At 73.9% G+C, this 16,391-nt stretch carries 14 protein-coding genes and 1 other RNA gene; 7 read left to right on the top strand and 8 right to left on the bottom strand.

Going from position 1 to position 16,391, the window contains the following annotated elements:
* Positions 1-6: 6 nt before the first annotated feature.
* Positions 7-1,344: a glutamine synthetase family protein gene (locus HGB54_RS06200; protein WP_168915664.1), complete on the bottom strand. Its 1,338-nt coding sequence runs from the start codon at positions 1,342-1,344 to the stop codon at positions 7-9.
* 57 nt (positions 1,345-1,401) lie between these two features.
* Here HGB54_RS06200 and HGB54_RS06195 point away from each other — a divergent pair, with 57 nt between their 5' ends.
* Complete coding sequence (locus HGB54_RS06195; protein ID WP_168915663.1) at positions 1,402-3,132, top strand: NAD+ synthase; 1,731 nt, start codon at positions 1,402-1,404, stop codon at positions 3,130-3,132.
* A gap of 73 nt (positions 3,133-3,205) precedes the next feature.
* On the top strand, positions 3,206-4,057 hold the full coding sequence (gene panB, locus HGB54_RS06190; RefSeq protein ID WP_168915662.1) for a 3-methyl-2-oxobutanoate hydroxymethyltransferase: 852 nt from the start codon (positions 3,206-3,208) through the stop codon (positions 4,055-4,057).
* A 10-nt stretch (positions 4,058-4,067) separates the two neighbouring features.
* Here the strand turns inward: panB and HGB54_RS06185 are convergent, their stop codons facing one another.
* Positions 4,068-4,247 carry a methionine aminopeptidase gene (locus tag HGB54_RS06185; protein WP_168915661.1) on the bottom strand — a complete coding sequence of 60 codons (180 nt, stop codon included), beginning with the start codon at positions 4,245-4,247 and terminating at the stop codon, positions 4,068-4,070.
* 78 nt (positions 4,248-4,325) lie between these two features.
* Between HGB54_RS06185 and map the strand changes: the two genes are divergently transcribed.
* Together map and ppgK are read left to right on the top strand one after the other, a co-directional pair.
* Entirely contained in the window at positions 4,326-5,192 is an 867-nt protein-coding gene (map, locus tag HGB54_RS06180) for a type I methionyl aminopeptidase (RefSeq protein WP_168915660.1), read from the top strand.
* Positions 5,193-5,222: 30 nt separating this feature from the next.
* Positions 5,223-5,963, top strand: coding sequence for a polyphosphate--glucose phosphotransferase (gene ppgK / locus HGB54_RS06175; RefSeq protein WP_168915659.1), 741 nt, complete (start codon positions 5,223-5,225; stop codon positions 5,961-5,963).
* 272 nt (positions 5,964-6,235) lie between these two features.
* On the opposite strand, the gene HGB54_RS06170 is transcribed toward ppgK, so the two are convergent.
* Positions 6,236-7,339 carry a fatty acid desaturase family protein gene (locus HGB54_RS06170; RefSeq protein WP_168915658.1) on the bottom strand — a complete coding sequence of 368 codons (1,104 nt, stop codon included), beginning with the start codon at positions 7,337-7,339 and terminating at the stop codon, positions 6,236-6,238.
* Positions 7,340-7,580: 241 nt separating this feature from the next.
* Between HGB54_RS06170 and HGB54_RS06165 the strand changes: the two genes are divergently transcribed.
* Positions 7,581-8,315, top strand: coding sequence for a VIT1/CCC1 transporter family protein (locus HGB54_RS06165; RefSeq protein ID WP_168915657.1), 735 nt, complete (start codon positions 7,581-7,583; stop codon positions 8,313-8,315).
* Positions 8,316-8,351: 36 nt separating this feature from the next.
* Positions 8,352-9,833 carry an SDR family NAD(P)-dependent oxidoreductase gene (locus HGB54_RS06160; protein WP_168915656.1) on the top strand — a complete coding sequence of 494 codons (1,482 nt, stop codon included), beginning with the start codon at positions 8,352-8,354 and terminating at the stop codon, positions 9,831-9,833.
* A 45-nt stretch (positions 9,834-9,878) separates the two neighbouring features.
* Here HGB54_RS06160 and rnpB read toward each other — a convergent pair.
* The 5 genes from rnpB to HGB54_RS06135 all read right to left on the bottom strand — a co-directional run bounded on the left by rnpB (position 9,879) and on the right by HGB54_RS06135 (position 15,908).
* Positions 9,879-10,262, bottom strand: an RNA gene (gene rnpB / locus HGB54_RS06155) — RNase P RNA component class A.
* Positions 10,263-10,286: 24 nt separating this feature from the next.
* On the bottom strand, positions 10,287-11,027 hold the full coding sequence (locus HGB54_RS06150) for a zinc ribbon domain-containing protein (RefSeq protein WP_228545991.1): 741 nt from the start codon (positions 11,025-11,027) through the stop codon (positions 10,287-10,289).
* 38 nt (positions 11,028-11,065) lie between these two features.
* Positions 11,066-11,881 (bottom strand): Nif3-like dinuclear metal center hexameric protein, encoded by an 816-nt coding sequence (locus HGB54_RS06145; RefSeq protein ID WP_168915655.1) that lies wholly within the window; start codon positions 11,879-11,881, stop codon positions 11,066-11,068.
* Positions 11,882-11,891: 10 nt separating this feature from the next.
* The gene (locus HGB54_RS06140; protein ID WP_168915654.1) at positions 11,892-14,993 is read right to left on the bottom strand and encodes a purine-cytosine permease family protein; all 3,102 of its coding nucleotides are present in this window, start codon (positions 14,991-14,993) and stop codon (positions 11,892-11,894) included.
* Between the two features lie 18 nt (positions 14,994-15,011).
* Complete coding sequence (locus HGB54_RS06135; protein WP_228545990.1) at positions 15,012-15,908, bottom strand: DMT family transporter; 897 nt, start codon at positions 15,906-15,908, stop codon at positions 15,012-15,014.
* Positions 15,909-16,014: 106 nt separating this feature from the next.
* Between HGB54_RS06135 and HGB54_RS06130 the strand changes: the two genes are divergently transcribed.
* Positions 16,015-16,386, top strand: a complete 372-nt coding sequence (locus HGB54_RS06130; RefSeq protein ID WP_168915653.1) for a hypothetical protein — start codon at positions 16,015-16,017, stop codon at positions 16,384-16,386.
* The last annotated feature ends 5 nt before the right edge of the window (positions 16,387-16,391 follow it).

The following is a 16,391-nucleotide window of genomic DNA, read 5'->3' as shown; positions in this document are numbered from 1 at the left end:
GACGGCCTAGAGGATCTCCAGGTTGCTCTTGAGCTCGTAGGGGGTGACCTGCTCGCGGTACTCGCGCCACTCGCGGCGCTTGTTGAGCAGCACGAAGTTGAACACCTGCTCGCCGAGCGTCTCGGCGACGAGCTCGCTGTCCTCCATGAGGGTGAGCGCGCGGTCGAGGCTCGCCGGCAGCGCCTTGTAGCCGAGGGCGCGGCGCTCCGCCTCCGTCAGCGTCCAGACGGTGTTCTCGGCCTCGGGCGGCAGCTCGTAGCCCTCCTCGATGCCCTTGAGGCCCGCCGCGAGCAGCAGCGAGTAGGCGAGGTAGGGGTTGGCGGCGGAGTCGATGCCGCGGTACTCGACGCGGGCGCTCTGGCCCTTGCCGGGCTTGTACAGCGGCACGCGCACGAGCGCCGAGCGGTTGTTGTGGCCCCAGGTCACGTAGCTGGGGGCCTCGTCGCCGCTCCAGATGCGCTTGTACGAGTTGACGAACTGGTTCGTGACGGCCGTGATCTCGGGGGCGTGGGTGAGGATGCCCGCGATGAACTGGCGGCCGATCTGCGAGAGCTGGTACTCGCCGGAGGCGTCGTAGAAGGCGTTGGTATCGCCCTCGAAGAGCGACATGTGCGTGTGCATGCCCGAGCCGGGGTGCTGCGCGAGCGGCTTCGGCATGAAGGTCGCGTACACGCCCTGCTCGATCGCCACCTCTTTCACGACCGTGCGGAAGGTCATGATGTTGTCGGCCGTGGTGAGCGCGTCGGCGTAGCGCAGGTCGATCTCGTTCTGGCCGGGCCCGGCCTCGTGGTGGCTGAACTCGACCGAGATGCCGAGGTCTTCGAGCATGCGCACCGCGCGGCGGCGGAAGTCGTGGGCCGTGCCGCCGGGCACGTTGTCGAAGTAGCCGGCCGAGTCGACGGGCTCGGGGCCCTCGGGGCCGTACTTGCTGCTCTTCAGCAGGTAGAACTCGATCTCGGGGTGCGTGTAGAAGGTGAAGCCGCGATCGGCGGCCTTCGCGAGCGCGCGCTTGAGCACGTGGCGCGGGTCGGCCGCGGCGGGCTGGCCGTCGGGGGTGGTGATGTCGCAGAACATGCGCGCGGTCGGGTCGACCTCGCCCCGCCAGGGCAGGATCTGGAAGGTCGTGGGGTCGGGATGCGCGAGCACGTCGGCCTCGTAGGCGCGGGTGAAGCCCTCGATCGAGGAGCCGTCGAAGCCGAGGCCCTCGGTGAACGCGCCCTCGACCTCGGCCGGCGCGATCGCGACCATCTTGAGGGTGCCGACGACGTCGGTGAACCAGAGCCGCACGAACTTGACGCCCCGCTCCTCGATGGTGCGGAGAACGAAGTCCTGCTGCTTGCTCATACTGCCCTCTCTGCGGCGCGGAAAAGGCCCACAGGGCCCGGCGTTAGGCTACCCGGTATGCCCCGTCTCCGCTTGGCACTGGCCCAGACGAACCCCGTCGTGGGCGACCTCGTCGGCAACGCCGCGCAGGTGCTCGACGCCGCCCGCGAGGCGCACGCCGCGGGGGCCGATCTGCTCGCCCTCGGCGAGATGGCGCTCACCGGCTACCCCATCGAGGACCTCGCCTCGCGGCCCTCCTTCCTCGCCGCCTCCGGCGCCGCCGTCGCCGCGCTCGCCACCCGGCTGCAGGAGGAGGGGCTCGGCGATCTCGCGGTCGTGGTCGGGCATCCCGACGGCCCGCACGAGCCCCGCCTGCTGGGCGCCTCGAACGCCCCCACGGCGATCGCCCAGAACTGCGCGAGCGTGCTGCACCAGGGTGCCGTGGTGGCGCGCTACGCCAAGCACCACCTGCCCAACTACTCCGTCTTCGACGAGTACCGCGTCTTCATCCCCGGCGACGAGCTGCTCGTGCTGCGGCTGCGCGGGGTCGACGTCGCCGTCATCGTCTGCGAGGACCTGTGGCGCGACGGCGGCCCGGTCGGGCGCGTGCTCGAGGCCGATGCGGGCGTGCTCGTCGTCATCAACGCCTCCCCCTTCGAGCGCGACAAGGACGAGGTGCGGCTGCCGCTCGTCACGCGCCGCGCCACCGAGACCGACACGATCGTCGCCTACGTCAACATCGTCGGCGGGCAGGACGACCTCGTCTTCGACGGCGACAGCGTCGTCGTCGACGGCACGGGCGCGATCCTCGCCCGCGCGCCCCAGTTCGACGAGCACCTGCTGGTCGTCGACGTGGATGCCGAGGCCGCCGCCGACGGCGCGCTGCCGCCCGCCGTCTCCCGCGTCGAGATCAGCACCCCGGCGCGCGAGCAGCCGGCCCTCGCCGCCGACGTGGCGACCCTGCCCGACGACCGCGAGCAGGTCTGGAACGCGCTCGTGCTCGGCCTGCGCGACTACGTCGGCAAGAACGGCTTCCGCTCGGTCGTGCTCGGGCTCTCCGGCGGCATCGACTCGGCCGTGTGCGCGGCGATCGCCGCGGACGCGATCGGTGCCGACGGCGTGCACGGCGTCAGCATGCCGAGCCGCTGGTCGAGCGACCACAGCCGCAGCGACGCCGACGACCTGGCCGAGCGCATCGGCCTGCACTACTCCGTCGAGCCGATCGCCGAGCTCGTCGCCCCGATCGAGCAGCAGCTCGCCCTCGACGGCGTCGCCGCCGAGAACCTGCAGGCGCGCGTGCGCGGCGTCATCCTCATGGCGGCCTCGAACATGCACGGGCATCTCGTGCTGACGACCGGCAACAAGACCGAGCTCGCCGTCGGCTACTCGACGATCTACGGCGACTCGGTGGGCGGCTTCGCCCCGATCAAGGACGTTCCGAAGATGCTCGTCTGGGAGCTCGCGCGGTGGCGCAACGAGCACGCGGTCGCGCGCGGCGAGACCCCGCCCATCCCCGCGGCCTCGATCGAGAAGCCGCCGAGCGCCGAGCTGCGCCCCGGCCAGGTCGACCAGGACTCGCTGCCCCCGTACGAGGTGCTGGATGCCCTGCTCGAGGCCTACATCACCCAGAAGCTCGGCAAGGACGACGTCGTCGGGCTCGGCTTCGACCGCGAGCTGGTCGAGCACATCACCGGGCTCGTCGACCGCGCCGAGTGGAAGCGCCGCCAGGGCGCCATCGGGCCGAAGATCTCGGGGATGGCCTTCGGGCGGGATCGGCGGCTGCCGATCACCTACCGCCCGACCGACTAGGCACCGGACAGGGCGGCTCGTCCGCCGCCCTGCGTACCGCCCGACCGACTGAGCGGCGGTCTAGGCTTGCCGCATGGCTGACCAGGCGATGAAGCGCGTCCGCACCCGGCACTTCCAGCGGGCCAAGGAGCAGGGCATCAAGATCACCGGCCTCACCTCCTACGACGTGCTCACGGCGCAGATCTTCGACGAGGCGGGCATCGACTTCCTGCTCGTCGGCGACTCGGCCGGCAACACCGTGCTCGGCTACGACACGACCCTGCCCGTCACCATCGACGACCTCATCCCGCTCACCCGCGGCGTCGTCCAGGGGGTCACGCGGGCGCTCGTCGTCGCCGACATGCCCTTCGGCTCGTACGAGACCGGGCCGGACGAGGCCCTGCACACCGCGTTCCGCTTCATGAAGGAGACCGGCGCGCACGCCGTCAAGCTCGAGGGCGGGCAGCGCTCGGCCGAGCAGATCCGCCGCATCGTCTCGGCGGGCATCCCCGTCATGGGTCACATCGGCTTCACCCCGCAGAGCGAGCACGGGCTCGGCGGGCACGTGATCCAGGGGCGGGGCGAGGGGCTCGAGCAGCTCCTCGCCGATGCGCGCGCGGTCGAGGAGGCCGGCGCCTTCGCGGTGGTGCTCGAGATGGTGCCGGCCGAGGCCGCGCAGCGCGTGACGGCCGAGCTGGGCATCCCCACCATCTCGGTCGGCGGCGGCCCGCACTGCGACGGCCAGCTGCTCGTCTGGACGGATTGGGCGGGGCTCTCGACCGGGCGCATCCCGAAGTTCGTCAAGCAGTACGCGAACCTGCGCCAGGTGCTGACGGATGCCGCTCTCGCGTTCCGCGCCGACGTCGAGTCGGGCGCCTATCCCGGCGAGCAGCACAGCTACAGCGACACCACCGCCGAACAGGCGCTGCGCGACCGCGCGGAGTGAGACGGCGGGGTCAGTCGCCCCGCGACTCCTCCTCGGCCCAGCGGCGCGCGCGCTCCTTCGCGATCTCCGGAGCACGGGCGGCCTCCTCGCGGCTGCCGTAGGGCCCGTCGCGATCGCCGCCGAGGGACTGCCGCCCCTCCTCGACCTCGCCGGTCTTGTGGTTGTACCACCACTGGGTCCTCTCGGCCACGGGTCCTCCTCGATCGGGGCGGCGCCGTCGCGGCCCGCGGTCGGGGCGGTCGCACGGCGGCTGGATAGGATCGACCCTATGCCCCGCGATGCCTCCGGCCACCTCCTCCCGGGGCGCCCCGCCCCGCAGCGCGCGGTGCCCGCCGGTATCGAGCGGCCCGAGTACGTCGGCAGGCCCGCGCCGTCCTCCGAGCGCCTGAGCGACGTCTACGACGCCGAGACGATCGAGCTGATCCGCGCCTCCGGCCGCATCGCCGCGCAGGCGGTGGAGGAGGTCGGCGCCGCGATCCGGCCCGGGGTGACGACCGACGCGCTCGACCGCATCGCCCACGAGTACCTGCTCGACCACCGCGCCTACCCCTCGACGCTCGGCTACCGGGGATTCCCGAAGTCGTGCTGCACGAGCATCAACGAGGTGATCTGCCACGGCATCCCGGATGACACGGTCATCGAGGACGGCGACATCGTCAACATCGACATCACCGCCTACCGTGACGGCGTGCACGGCGACCTCAACAAGACCTTCATCGCCGGGGAGGCGAGCGACGAGGCCGCGCTGCTCGTCGAGCGCACCCGCGAGGCCCTCGCCCGCGGCATCAAGGCCGTCGCGCCCGGCCGGCAGATCAACGTCATCGGGCGCGCGATCGAGTCGTACGCGCGCCGCTTCGGCTACGGGGTCGTGCGCGATTTCACCGGGCACGGCGTCGGGCGCGCGTTCCACAGCGGGCTCATCGTGCCGCACTACGACGCCGCCCCCGAGTTCAGCACCGTCATGGAGCCCGGCATGGTCTTCACCATCGAGCCCATGCTGACGCTCGGCGACATCGCGTGGGATCTGTGGGCCGACGACTGGACGGTCACGACCCGCGACAAGAGCCTCAGCGCCCAGTTCGAGCACACCCTCGTCGTCACCGAGCGCGGAGCCGAGATCCTCACGCTGCCGTGAGATCCGACCGCGCCTGAAGAAGGAGAACCCATGCAGCTCGCCATCGGCATCGACATCGGCGGCACCGGCATCAAGGGCGCCGTGGTCGACCTCGCGACCGGCAAGCTCGTGAGCGACCGCGTCAAACGATCCACCCCCGAGGGCGGGGAGCCGGGCGCGATCATCGCGACCGCTGCCGAGATCATGGCCGAGCTGGATGCTCCCGCCGACGCGCCCGTCGGCGTCTGCTTCCCCGCGATCGTGCTCGAGGGCCGCACGATGTCGGCCGCGAACGTCTCCGACGCCTGGATCGGCCTCGACGCCGACGCGCTCTTCGAGGAGGCGCTCGGCCGCCCCATCCACTTCGTCAACGACGCCGACGCCGCCGGCCTCGCGGAGGCGCGCTACGGCGCCGCGGGCGACCGGCGCGGGCTCGTCATCGTGACGACGCTCGGAACGGGCATCGGCAGCGCCTTCGTGCACGACGGCGTGCTCATCCCGAACACCGAGCTCGGCCACCTGCAGCTCGACGGCGCCGACGTCGAGACGTGGGCCTCGAACGCCGTGCGCGAGCGCGAGGAGCTGAGCTACCCCGTGTGGGCGGAGCGCCTGCAGCGCTTCTACTCCCACGTGGAGTTCCTCTTCTCGCCGGCCCTCCACGTCGTGGGCGGCGGCGTCTCGAAGCACCACGAGCAGTTCCTGCCGCTGCTGAGCCTGCGGGCGCCGATCATGCCGGCGACGCTGCGCAACAACGCGGGGATCATGGGCGCCGCGGCGCTCGCAGCGCGCTGACGCTCTCGCGATCGGCTCGGCCTGCTCGACCGCGGGATCGGTCGGTGCGGGCGAGCTTGCTGGGATTTCGCGGGTCAGGCGCCGTTGCCGGCCGCCAGGTACCAGACGAGGGCGACGGCCGCGACCACCGAGACGAGGGTCGAGGCGTAGATGATCCAGCGCTGGGACACGGGCGGTTCTCCTGACGGACGACGAACGGCGATGGCACCAGTGTGCCATCGCCGTCGGTCGGGATGCTGCGGGCGCGTCGCGCGCTCTGGATCAGCCGCGCATCACGTGCGGCGGAACCGGTTCACCATCGGGCAGTCGAAGGGGTCACGGGCCGAGAGGCCGACCTCGTTGAGGTAGCGCACGACGATCTTGTAGGACTCGCCGACGTTCGCCTCGGTGTACGGGATGTCGAGCGTGGCGGCGTACTCGCGCGTGATCTCGCGCGCCTTCGCGAGCGCGGGGCGCGGCATGTTCGGGAACAGGTGGTGCTCGACCTGGTGGTTGAGGCCGCCGTACAGCGCGGTCGCCCACCAGCCGCCCTTGATGTTGCGCGAGGTGATGATCTGGCGCGTCAGGAAGTCGAGCGGGCTGTCGTGCGGCAGCACGGGCATCCCCTTGTGGTTGGGGGCGAAGCTCGCGCCCATGTACACGCCGAAGACGGCCATCTGCACGCCGATGAAGGCGAAGGCCATGCCGACGGGCAGCGCCCAGAAGACGACGGCCGCGTAGAGCCCGAGGCGCAGGAAGATGAGCGTCAGCTCGAGCGCGCGGCCCTCGATCTTGCCCTTCTCGAACAGGCTGAGGATGGAGCGGAAGTGCAGGTTGAGACCCTCGAGCGTGAGGAGGGGGAAGAAGAGGTAGCCCTGCTTGCGCGTGATGAGCGCGACGAGCCCGGTCGCCTTGGCGGCGTCCTCCGGCACGAAGGAGATCGTGTCGGGCGCGATGTCGGGGTCGGCCCCGAGCTGGTTGGGCTTCGCGTGGTGGCGCGAGTGCTTGTGCATCCACCAGTGGTAGCTGATGCCGACGACGCCGGCGGCGAGCCAGCGGCCCACGTGGTCGTTGACCTTGCCCGAGGCGAAGATCTGGCGGTGCGAGGCCTCGTGCGTGACGAAGGCGATCTGGGTGAGGATGATGCCCAGCGCGGCGGCGATGAGCAGCTGGTACCAGCTGTCGCCGAGGAGGATGAAGCCCGTCACGGCGCCGCCGAGGGCGACGACGAGGGCGGAGAAGACGGCCACGTAGAAGCCGACGCGGCGGCGCAGCAGGCCCGCGTCGCGGACGGTGCGCATGAGCGAGGAGTACGTGCTCGTGGGGTGGGCGCGATTCGGGTCGCGCGGGGTGGTGGAGCGGAATCCGCCCGAGGACGAGGAGGCGATGGAGGTCATGCGGCCTTCCGGATCGGGTGCGGCGGCTTCCCAGCCGGCAGGGTGACCCGGCGGGCGCCAGGTCGATGTCTCGACACTACGCACCCGTGTATTCCGCACGTGGTATGGGCGCGCGGAGTTCACAGGGTCGAAACGCGGGCGCGACGCCGCGGTCGCCGACCGTGGCGCGGCGATCCGACGGAGGCCTGAGTGCAGGCTCGCCTTGCTTGAGCGGCCGGGTGCGCGGTGCTTGACTGCGGTCATGAGCGAGCCCGCGGTACGAGCATCCGGCCCCCATGCCGACGAGCCGCACGATCGCGGCACCTACTCCGACCGGGTGAACCGCATCCGGGCCGGCGTGCTCGGCGCGAACGACGGCATCGTCTCGGTCGCGGCGGTCGTCGTCGGCGTCGCGGGGGCGACGAGCCAGCTCGGCCCCATCGTCACCGCGGGCGTCGCCGCGGTGGTCGGCGGGGCGATCTCGATGGCGCTCGGCGAGTACGTCTCCGTCTCGAGCGCCCGGGACAGCCAGACGGCGCTCATCGCCAAGGAGCGGCGGGAGCTCGCCGAGCAGCCCGAGGAGGAGCTCGCCGAGCTCGCGGGCATCTACCGCGCGAAGGGCCTCAGCGAGGAGACGGCCCACCGCGTCGCCGTCGAGCTGACCGCGCACGACGCGCTCGGGGCGCACCTCGAGGCCGAGCTGCACATCGACGAGCACGAGGTGCTGAAGCCCTGGCAGGCGGCCTGGGCCTCGGCCGTCTCGTTCCTGCTCGGCGCGGTGCTGCCGATGCTCGCGATCCTGCTGCCGCCCGCCGAGCTGCGCATCCCCATCGCCTTCGTCGCGACGCTCGTCGCCCTCGGCATCACCGGTGCCGCCGGCGCCCGGCTCGGCGGCAGCGACTGGCGGCGACCGACCGTGCGCGTGCTCGCGGGCGGCGCGATCGCCCTCGCGGTGACCTTCGGCATCGGCGCCCTCCTCGGCACCGCGATCGCCTGAGCCGAGGGGGCGCGCGCCGCCCCGGTACGATCTCCTGTGCCCTCCGACGCTCCTCCCCCCGCCTCCCCCGCGCCCTCGGGCATCGACCCGGCCGACCTCGCCGCCGCCCTGCGCGTGCTCGACCAGCTGCAGCACGTCGACGAGACGCACCCCGACTTCACCGCGGTGCGCCAGGCGACCGCGCACATGATCCGCGCCGTCAAGGTGAACCGACGCCTGACGAAGCGCGCCGAGGTCGCCGAGGCCGACCGCGCCGTGATCGCCGCGACGGCCACCGGCGCCGACGACCGCATCGACGACGAGACCCGAGGGGCCGAGCTCTCGACCTCGACCACCGCGCCGCTCGCCGGCGTGCTCGCGCGCTCGCGCCCCTGCTACATCTGCAAGCAGCACTACGTCGAGGTCGACGCCTTCTACCACCAGCTCTGCCCCGCCTGCGCGCGCATGAGCCACGAGAAGCGGGATGCCCGCACCGATCTGCACGGACGCCGCGCCCTGCTCACCGGCGGCCGCGCCAAGATCGGCATGTACATCGCGCTGCGCCTGCTGCGCGACGGCGCGCACACCACGATCACCACGCGGTTCCCGCGCGACGCCGTGCGCCGGTTCACGGCCCTGCCCGACTCCGCCGACTGGATCGACCGACTGCGCATCGTGGGCATCGACCTGCGCGACCCCGCCCAGGTCATCGGCCTCGCCGAGGACGTCGCCGCGCAGGGCCCCCTCGACATCCTCATCAACAACGCCGCGCAGACCGTGCGCCGCTCCCCCGGCGCCTACCAGCCGCTCATCGAGGCCGAGCTCGCGCCGCTGCCCGACGGGCGGAGACCTGCGCTCGTGACCTTCGGGCACACCCACGATGCGCACCCCCTCGCCCTCGCCGAATCGGTGACCGCCCACCCGGTGCTTGCCGCGGCCGCCTCGCGCGCGGAGCAGCTCACGGCCGAGGCGATGGCCGCCGGCTCCGCCTCGATCGAGCGGCACCGCGACGGCACGGCGATCGACGCCGGAGGCCTCGTGCCCGACCTGCACGGCGTCAACAGCTGGACCCAGGCCGTCGGGGCGGTCGAGCCGCTCGAGATGCTCGAGGTGCAGCTCGCGAACAGCGTCGCGCCGTACATCCTCGTCGACCGGCTGCGCCCCTCGATGGCCTCCTCGCCCGCCCGCCGCACCTACGTCGTGAACGTCTCGGCGATGGAGGGCGTCTTCGGCCGCGGCTACAAGGGCCCCGGCCACCCGCACACGAACATGGCGAAGGCGGCCATGAACATGCTCACCCGCACGAGCGCGCGCGAGATGCTCGAGACCGACGGCATCCTCATGACGAGCGTCGACACCGGCTGGATCACCGACGAGCGGCCGCACCCGACGAAGATCCGACTCGCCGAGGAGGGGTTCCGCGCGCCGCTCGACCTCGTCGACGGGGCCGCGCGGGTGTACGACCCGATCGTGCGCGGCGAGGCGGGCGAGGACCTCTTCGGGGTGTTCCTGAAGGACTACGCGCCCTCGCGCTGGTAGCGCGCAGCATCCACCCGCCGCATCACGGGATGCGGACGGGCGGGGCAAGCGGGCCGGCCGATACGCCGGGTTCTGTTCCCGGGGCGAGCCCCGTTCGACGGCCATCTATCTCGGGGAGCCGTTGCCGACACCCTCCAGCGGTCTACCCGGCACCTCAGCGAGCCGCTTCAGCGGTGCCTGTTCGACCTTGCTCCGGGCGAGGTTTACCCAGCGAGCCCGATCACTCGGGCCCCTGGTGGTCTCTTACACCACCGTTTCACCCTTACCCCCGGCCGAGGCCGGTGGCGGTCTGCTCTCTGTTGCACTTTCTCGCGGATTGCTCCGGGTGGGTGTTACCCACCGCCCTGCTCTGCGGAGCCCGGACGTTCCTCGGCGGAGCCGTCCCCCCTCACGGGGGCGCGCATCCGACGCGACCGTCTGGCCGACCCACTTGCAGGATCAGGCTAGCGGGCTTTACAGCCCCGACTCCGCGGTGCGGACGAGGATCGCGTTCGAGTCGGGGCAGAGCACGACGTCGTCCGGTGCCGCGCGGCGCACCTGATCGAGGTCGCTGCCCGTGAGGGTCACGCCGCTCGCGCTCGAGACCCGCGCCCGCAGCAGCGAGGCGCCCGAGCCGTAGCGCTCGCGCTGCTTGTCGTAGAGGGCGAGCAGGTCGGCAGGGATGCGCGCGGCGATGGTCGCGCGGTCGGCGGCGGCGTGGTCGCGCTCGGCGACGAGGGCGGCGAGGGCCGTCTCGAGCTCGGCCTGCGCGGCGGTGAGGCGGGCGGCGTGGGCGTCGAGGGTCTCGCGGGCGCCGTTCGCCGCGGCCTCGAGCAGCTCGATGCGCTCCATGACGGCGAGCTCGATCTCCTCGAGGTTCGACAGGCGCGCGCGCAGCGACTCGAGCTCGTGCTCGAGCCCCTGGATGTCCTTGACCGAGCTGCTCGCCTGCAGCCGCTCGGTGTCGCGCGCGATGCGCTTCTCGACCACGGCGACGTCGCTCTCGACGCGGCCGAGCTCGATGCGGGCGTCCTCGAGGTGCCCGCCCGTCTCCGTCGACGCGGCCTTGATGCGCTCGGCGTCCTCCTTCAGCGCGGCGACGGCGGCGCGCTCGGGCAGGGTGCGGGCGCGGTGCGCGATCTGCGTGAGCAGGGTGTCGAGCCGCTGCAGGTCGAGCAGCAGCGCCTGGGTCTCGGGGGCGGCCTTCAGTGCCATGGTGTGCCTTTCTCGGCCGGGATGCCCGGCGGGGGTGGTCAGGGGAGGACGACGAAGTCCCACGGGTCGGTGCGCAGCTCGCTCACGACGATCTCGACGCCCGGCAGCTCGGCGCGCAGCTCGGCGGCAGCGGTGTCGAGCCACAGCCACTCGCTCGCCCAGTGGGAGACGTCGATGAGGGCGGGGCCGCCGGCGACGCGCGCCGTCTCACGGGCCTCGCTCGCCGGGTGGTGCCGCAGGTCGCTGGTCAGGTAGACGTCGGCGCCGCGCACCGCCGCCTCGCCGAGCAGCGAGTCGCCCGCGCCGCCGCAGAGCGCGACGGTGCGCACCGGCTGGTCGTACTCCCCCGCGACCCGCACGCCGCCCGCCGTCGCCGGCAGGATGCCCGCCACGCGCCGCACGAGCGCCCCGAGCGTCGTCGGCTCGGGCAGGGCGCCGACCCGTCCGAGGCCGGCCTCCGGGCCGGTCGTCACGATCGGGGCCGGATCGACGAGCCCGAGCAGCGCGGCGAGCCGCCCGCTCGTTCCCGTGGCGACGACGTCGGCGTTCGTGTGCGCCGCGACGAGGGCGCAGCCCCCGCGGATGAGCGTCGCGAGGAGGGCGCCCTTGGCGGTCGTCTCGGCGACGGTCGTGACGCCGCGCATGAGCAGGGGGTGGTGCACGAGCAGCAGGTCGGCGCCGAGCTCGACGGCCTCGTCGACGGTGTCGCGCACGGCGTCGACGGCGAGCAGGATGCGCGTCACGGGTGCCGCGGGATCGCCGCTCAGCAGCCCGGGCGCGTCCCAGCTCTCGGCGCCGTCGAGGGGCCAGAGCCGCTCGATCGCGGCGGTGGCATCGGCGAGCGTCGGCGGCATGGCTCCCAGTCTAGGAGTCGACCGCGGCGCGCTCGGCGGCCTCGAGACGGCGCAGCGCGGGCACCCCGGCGACGACGGGCACGAGCAGTCCGACGACGAGGGCCACCGCCACGCCGAGGTCGCTCGCGACGAGCAGCGCATCGGCGCCGACGAGCGCCCAGAGGTAGCCCTGCCAGCCGAGCCCGGCGGTCTCGGCGCCCGTGAGGCCCCAGCCGATGAGGGTCGCCGCGAGCAGCGCGACGAGATTGCCGGTGCGCACGGCCGGGTACACGCCGCCCGAGCGCAGCAGCGACGGCGAGTGCACCCGGCGGCGTCGCAGCATGGTCTCGGCGCCGAAGACCCCCGCCCACGCCGCGACGGGCACGGCGAGCGTCGTGAGCCCGTCGCGCAGCAGCGCGTCGAGCGAGGGCGTCGTCGCCGCGAGGACTGCGAGCACCGCGCCGGTGACCACGGCCGCCACGAGCACCGCGGTCCAGCGCGCGGCGCGCAGGCCGGCGGTCAGCAGGGCGAAGCCGCCGGAGTACAGCGCGAGCGCGGCCGCGAGCACGAGGCTCAGCGCGAGCGCGAGCAGCAGCAGCAGCGAGGCCGGGCCGCTCAGCACGCCCGCGAGCGCGCCGATCGGATCGCGCGCGAGACCCACTGCGAGCCGGGGATCGGAGGCGGCGAGCATCGCGCCCCAGCAGACCAGCAGGAACGCCGGCACCGTCGCACCGAACCCCGTCCACATCACCGCGCCGACGCCGAGCGTCGAGCGGGACTGGTAGCGGGCGAGGTCGCCGCTCGACTGCGCCCAGGCGAGCCCGACGACGCTGAACACGAGCACGGCGCCCGTCACGACCAGCACCCAGCCTCCGTCGGGGATGGTGAGCGCCTGCGGGATGTCGAGGCGCGGTGCCGTGAGCGCGATGAGCGCCACGAGCAGCACCGCGGCGAGCACGCTCGCGACGGCGGCCACGCGCACGATGAGTCCGAATCCGAGCCCGGCGATCGACGCCGCGATGAGCAGCCCGAGCAGGGCCGCGAGCGGCGCGGCGAGGCGGGGGTCGACGCCGAGGGGCGCGAGGGCGGAGGCGGTGCCCGTGCCGAGCATCCACAGCAGGGCTGCCGCCCACAGCAGACGGGTCAGCACCGACAGCGCCGCGGGCACCGCGTTGCCGACGACGCCGAAGGTCGCGCGGGAGACCACGATGGTCGGCTGGCCGCTCCACTTGCCGGCGAGCGTGCCGAGCCCCAGGGGCAGGAACGAGACGGCGACGCCGATGAGCGCCGAGAGGATGGCCTGCCGCAGGCTCATGCCGAGCCCGAGCAGCACGCCGCCGAGGCCGATGCTGACGGCGCTGGCCGAGACCGAGAACCAGAGCCAGAACAGCCGCAGCGACCGCCCGGCCCGGAGCGCCGCGGGCGTCGGCTCGAGCGCGGCCTCCTCGACGCGGAGCGGCGCGGGGTCGCGGGGCGGCCCGGCCGTCGGCAGGGGGACGATGGGCGCCGTGCCGGGGGCGGGGGTGCGCGGCGCGGGCGGGGCGGCGTCGGGTCGTCCGGCGGCGGCGAAGGCCGGCGCCGCGGCGGGTGCGGAGGATCCGACGGGAACGGCGGGCGCGGAAGGGGACGACGTCGACGGCGCGACCGGCGGCGCAGGCGGGCCGGCGGGCGCAGGCGCGGCGGTCGCGGTGGACGCCGGGGCGAGCGGGTGAGCCGGGGCGAGGGGGGCGCTCGGCGCGCTCGAGCCGGGGCCTCCGCTCGTCGACGTGCTCGCGGAGGCGCCGTCGGCGTCGTCCGCCGAGCCCGGCGCGTCGGTGCGACCCAGCGGCGTCTCCCCCGTCGGCGGGGGGATGCTCGCGAAGAGCCGTTCGAGGTCGGTCAGCCCGGTCGTGGTCGGCACCGGCTCCACGATCGGCTCGACGAGCGGCACGGGCTCGGGGGTCGGGCTCACGGGCGATGCCGACGGCGGGGCGCCCTCGTCGGCGGGCGACGGGGTCGGCGCGGCGGGTGCGGGGGCGGCCGACGACGACGGCACGGGGTCGACGGACCAGGGCGAGGTCGGCAGCACGAGCGGGATGTCGGCCGTGTCGTCGTCGGCCGGCGGCGGCGCCACGGCGGAGGGCACGAGGCCGTAGGGCGGCGGCGCGGCGGCGAGGGATCCCGCGCCGGGTGCGGCCGGGGAGCCGGGCAGCGGCGCGGGGCTCATCGAGGGCACCGACGAGCCGGATCCGCTGGCCTCCGGCGCCGCCGCGCTCTCGACGGGCGAGGGCACGGTGACCCCCGTGCCGACGACGGGGGGCGGAGCCTCGGCGAGGGCGCTCAGCAGGTCGGGGGCGGGGCCGGCCGCAGGTGCGGGCGAGGCGGGAGAGGCGCTCGGCGCCGCAGGACTCGGCGTCACGGGCGTCAGGGGGTCGACCCCCGCCGGGCCGGGTACGGCAGCGCCGACCGCCGCGGGAGCGAGCATCGTGTCGGGCGACGGCGACGCCGGCCGCGCATCCGCCTCGACGCCGGCCTCGACGGCCGGGGCCGCCGGCGCGTCCTCCGAGCGGACGACGAGAGGAGCGTTCGCGGGCTCGCGGTCCTCCTCCGAGCGCGGCGGCGGCGAGACCGTGCCCGGGTACTGCGCCCAGGGGTCGTCGCCGACGGTCGGCGCCGCGTCGCGCGGCGGAACGAGGTCGATCACGCCCGTGAAGCTGCTGCGCACCGACTGCACGAGCTCGTCCGCGTCGGGCACGCCCGCGTCGCGCACGGCGCGCTCCCAGAGCTGCAGCCGCTCGGCCTCCTCGACGCGCAGCGACAGCTGCTGCTCGACGAGCGCGATCAGCGCGGCGGTGTCGGCGTCGGCGGCGTCCGGGTCGGCGACGCGCAGCAGGGCCTCGTCGGTGAGGGATGCCCGGCGCGGTGGATCGGGGATGCTCACGGGTGCCGACGCGGGCGAGGGCGAGGCCGCGCTGGGCATCGCGTCGACCGGCATCGGCGAAGGGGCCGGAGCCGCGATCGGCGGCGCGCCCTCCCCATCGGTGAGCGAGCCCGGGCGGTACTCGGCACCGGCCGGGGGCGGGGTGAAGGTCGACCGGCGGGGCCCGGGCGGAGCCGCGGAGCCCGGGGACTCCTCGGGCCGATCGTCGATCATGCCCCGATGATAGGGGCGCTACGCGGCGATGCGCGGGCGACGGGCCGTGGAGACGACGGCCACTCCGAGCAGGATCAGCAGCAGCCCCACCCAGCCGATCGGCTGCAGCCGCTCCCCCACGACGAGCACGGCGAGCAGCGTCGCCACGAGCGGTTCGAGCAGGGTGATGACCGTGACCGTGCTGCTGCGCAGCGCCCGCAGGCCCCAGCCGAACAGCAGGTACGCGAGCAGCATCGGGCCGAGGGCCAGATAGGCGGCGAGCGCGAGCGTCGTGGGCCCGCTCGTCAGCAGCGGCCCGCCGGTGACGAGCAGCACGAGTGCGAGCGGCACCGCGCCGAGGCCGAACACCGCGCCCATCGCGCTGCGGCTCGGCACGCCGAGACCGATGACCCGGCTGGAGGCGTAGGTGTAGAGCGCGTAGGCGGCGCCGGCGAGCAGCCCGAGCGCGACGCCGAGGCCGAAGGACTCACCGCCCTCCTCGGCCGATGCGCCGCCGTGCCCGCCGACGACGAGCAGGGCGACCCCGGCGATCGCGGTGCCGGCGCCGAGCATCCATCGCCCGGTCAGCCGGCGGCGCTCGATGAGCCGCTCGAGCAGCGCCGCGAAGAGCGGCCCCGATCCGAGCGCGGTGATGTTGCCGATGGCGACCCCGGCGAGATCCATCGCGGAGTAGAAGGCGAGGGGGTACACGACCACGCCGACGGCGCCGAGCAGCAGCCAGCGGCGGGTCTCGGGGCGGCGGATCGCGGCGAGCGAGCCGCGGGCCGAGACGGCGAAGAGCAGCGCACCGCCGACGGCCATCGTCGCGGCGCCGATCGCGAGCGGGCTCACCGCGTCGCTCATGAGGCTCGCCGCCGTGCCCGTCGTGCCCCAGAGCACGCTCGCGGCGACGAGCGCCCAGACGGCACTGCTCACGGCGCGCTCCTCTATCGTGGGCCGGGTGCGGCACCCGCCGCGAGCACCATTCTCACCGAGACGGCGCGGTCGCTCCGACCGCCGCCGCGAGACCCCGGGAGCCCTCGTGACCGAGACGCAGCTGATCGCGCACTGGAACACCGCCCGCTGGCACATCATCGTCTCGCAGCTGGCCCCGACCTTCCTGCTGGCGGTCACGGTGTGGATGCTCGTCGACGGTCTCGCGGAGACGGCTCTGCCCGTGCGCCTCGCCGCCATCGGCATCCTGCTCGCCTCCGGCGTGCTCGGCGCCGTCGCCCAGTTCGCCGCCGCCAACGAGGGCGCCGCCGTCATCGAGGAGCTCCGCGGGCTGGATGCGCCCAGCGCGATCTCGCGCCGGATCATCGCGACGGGCCGCGGGGTCGACGTCGTGCGCTTCGTCTCGCCGACGATCTTCGTGCTCGTCTTCGTCGCCCTGCTCGTCGCCCTCCTCGCCTAGTCCAT

The organism is Microcella flavibacter (genome assembly GCF_012530535.1).
In the GTDB taxonomy this organism is placed as follows: Bacteria; Actinomycetota; Actinomycetes; order Actinomycetales; family Microbacteriaceae; genus Microcella; species Microcella flavibacter.
This window is presented reverse-complemented; position numbering and strand designations above follow the sequence as displayed.

Bases quoted from the DNA above. Each gene is read 5' to 3' on its own strand.
- HGB54_RS06150 (WP_228545991.1), bottom strand. From the start codon at position 11,027: ATGGCACTGAAGGCCGCCCCCGAGACCCAGGCGCTGCTGCTCGACCTG.
- HGB54_RS06140 (WP_168915654.1), bottom strand. From the start codon at position 14,993: ATGATCGACGATCGGCCCGAGGAGTCCCCGGGCTCCGCGGCTCCGCCC.
- HGB54_RS06170 (WP_168915658.1), bottom strand. From the start codon at position 7,339: ATGACCTCCATCGCCTCCTCGTCCTCGGGCGGATTCCGCTCCACCACC.
- HGB54_RS06195 (WP_168915663.1), top strand. From the start codon at position 1,402: ATGCCCCGTCTCCGCTTGGCACTGGCCCAGACGAACCCCGTCGTGGGC.
- HGB54_RS06145 (WP_168915655.1), bottom strand. From the start codon at position 11,881: ATGCCGCCGACGCTCGCCGATGCCACCGCCGCGATCGAGCGGCTCTGG.
- ppgK (WP_168915659.1), top strand. From the start codon at position 5,223: ATGCAGCTCGCCATCGGCATCGACATCGGCGGCACCGGCATCAAGGGC.
- map (WP_168915660.1), top strand. From the start codon at position 4,326: ATGCCCCGCGATGCCTCCGGCCACCTCCTCCCGGGGCGCCCCGCCCCG.
- panB (WP_168915662.1), top strand. From the start codon at position 3,206: ATGGCTGACCAGGCGATGAAGCGCGTCCGCACCCGGCACTTCCAGCGG.
- HGB54_RS06200 (WP_168915664.1), bottom strand. From the start codon at position 1,344: ATGAGCAAGCAGCAGGACTTCGTTCTCCGCACCATCGAGGAGCGGGGC.
- HGB54_RS06165 (WP_168915657.1), top strand. From the start codon at position 7,581: ATGAGCGAGCCCGCGGTACGAGCATCCGGCCCCCATGCCGACGAGCCG.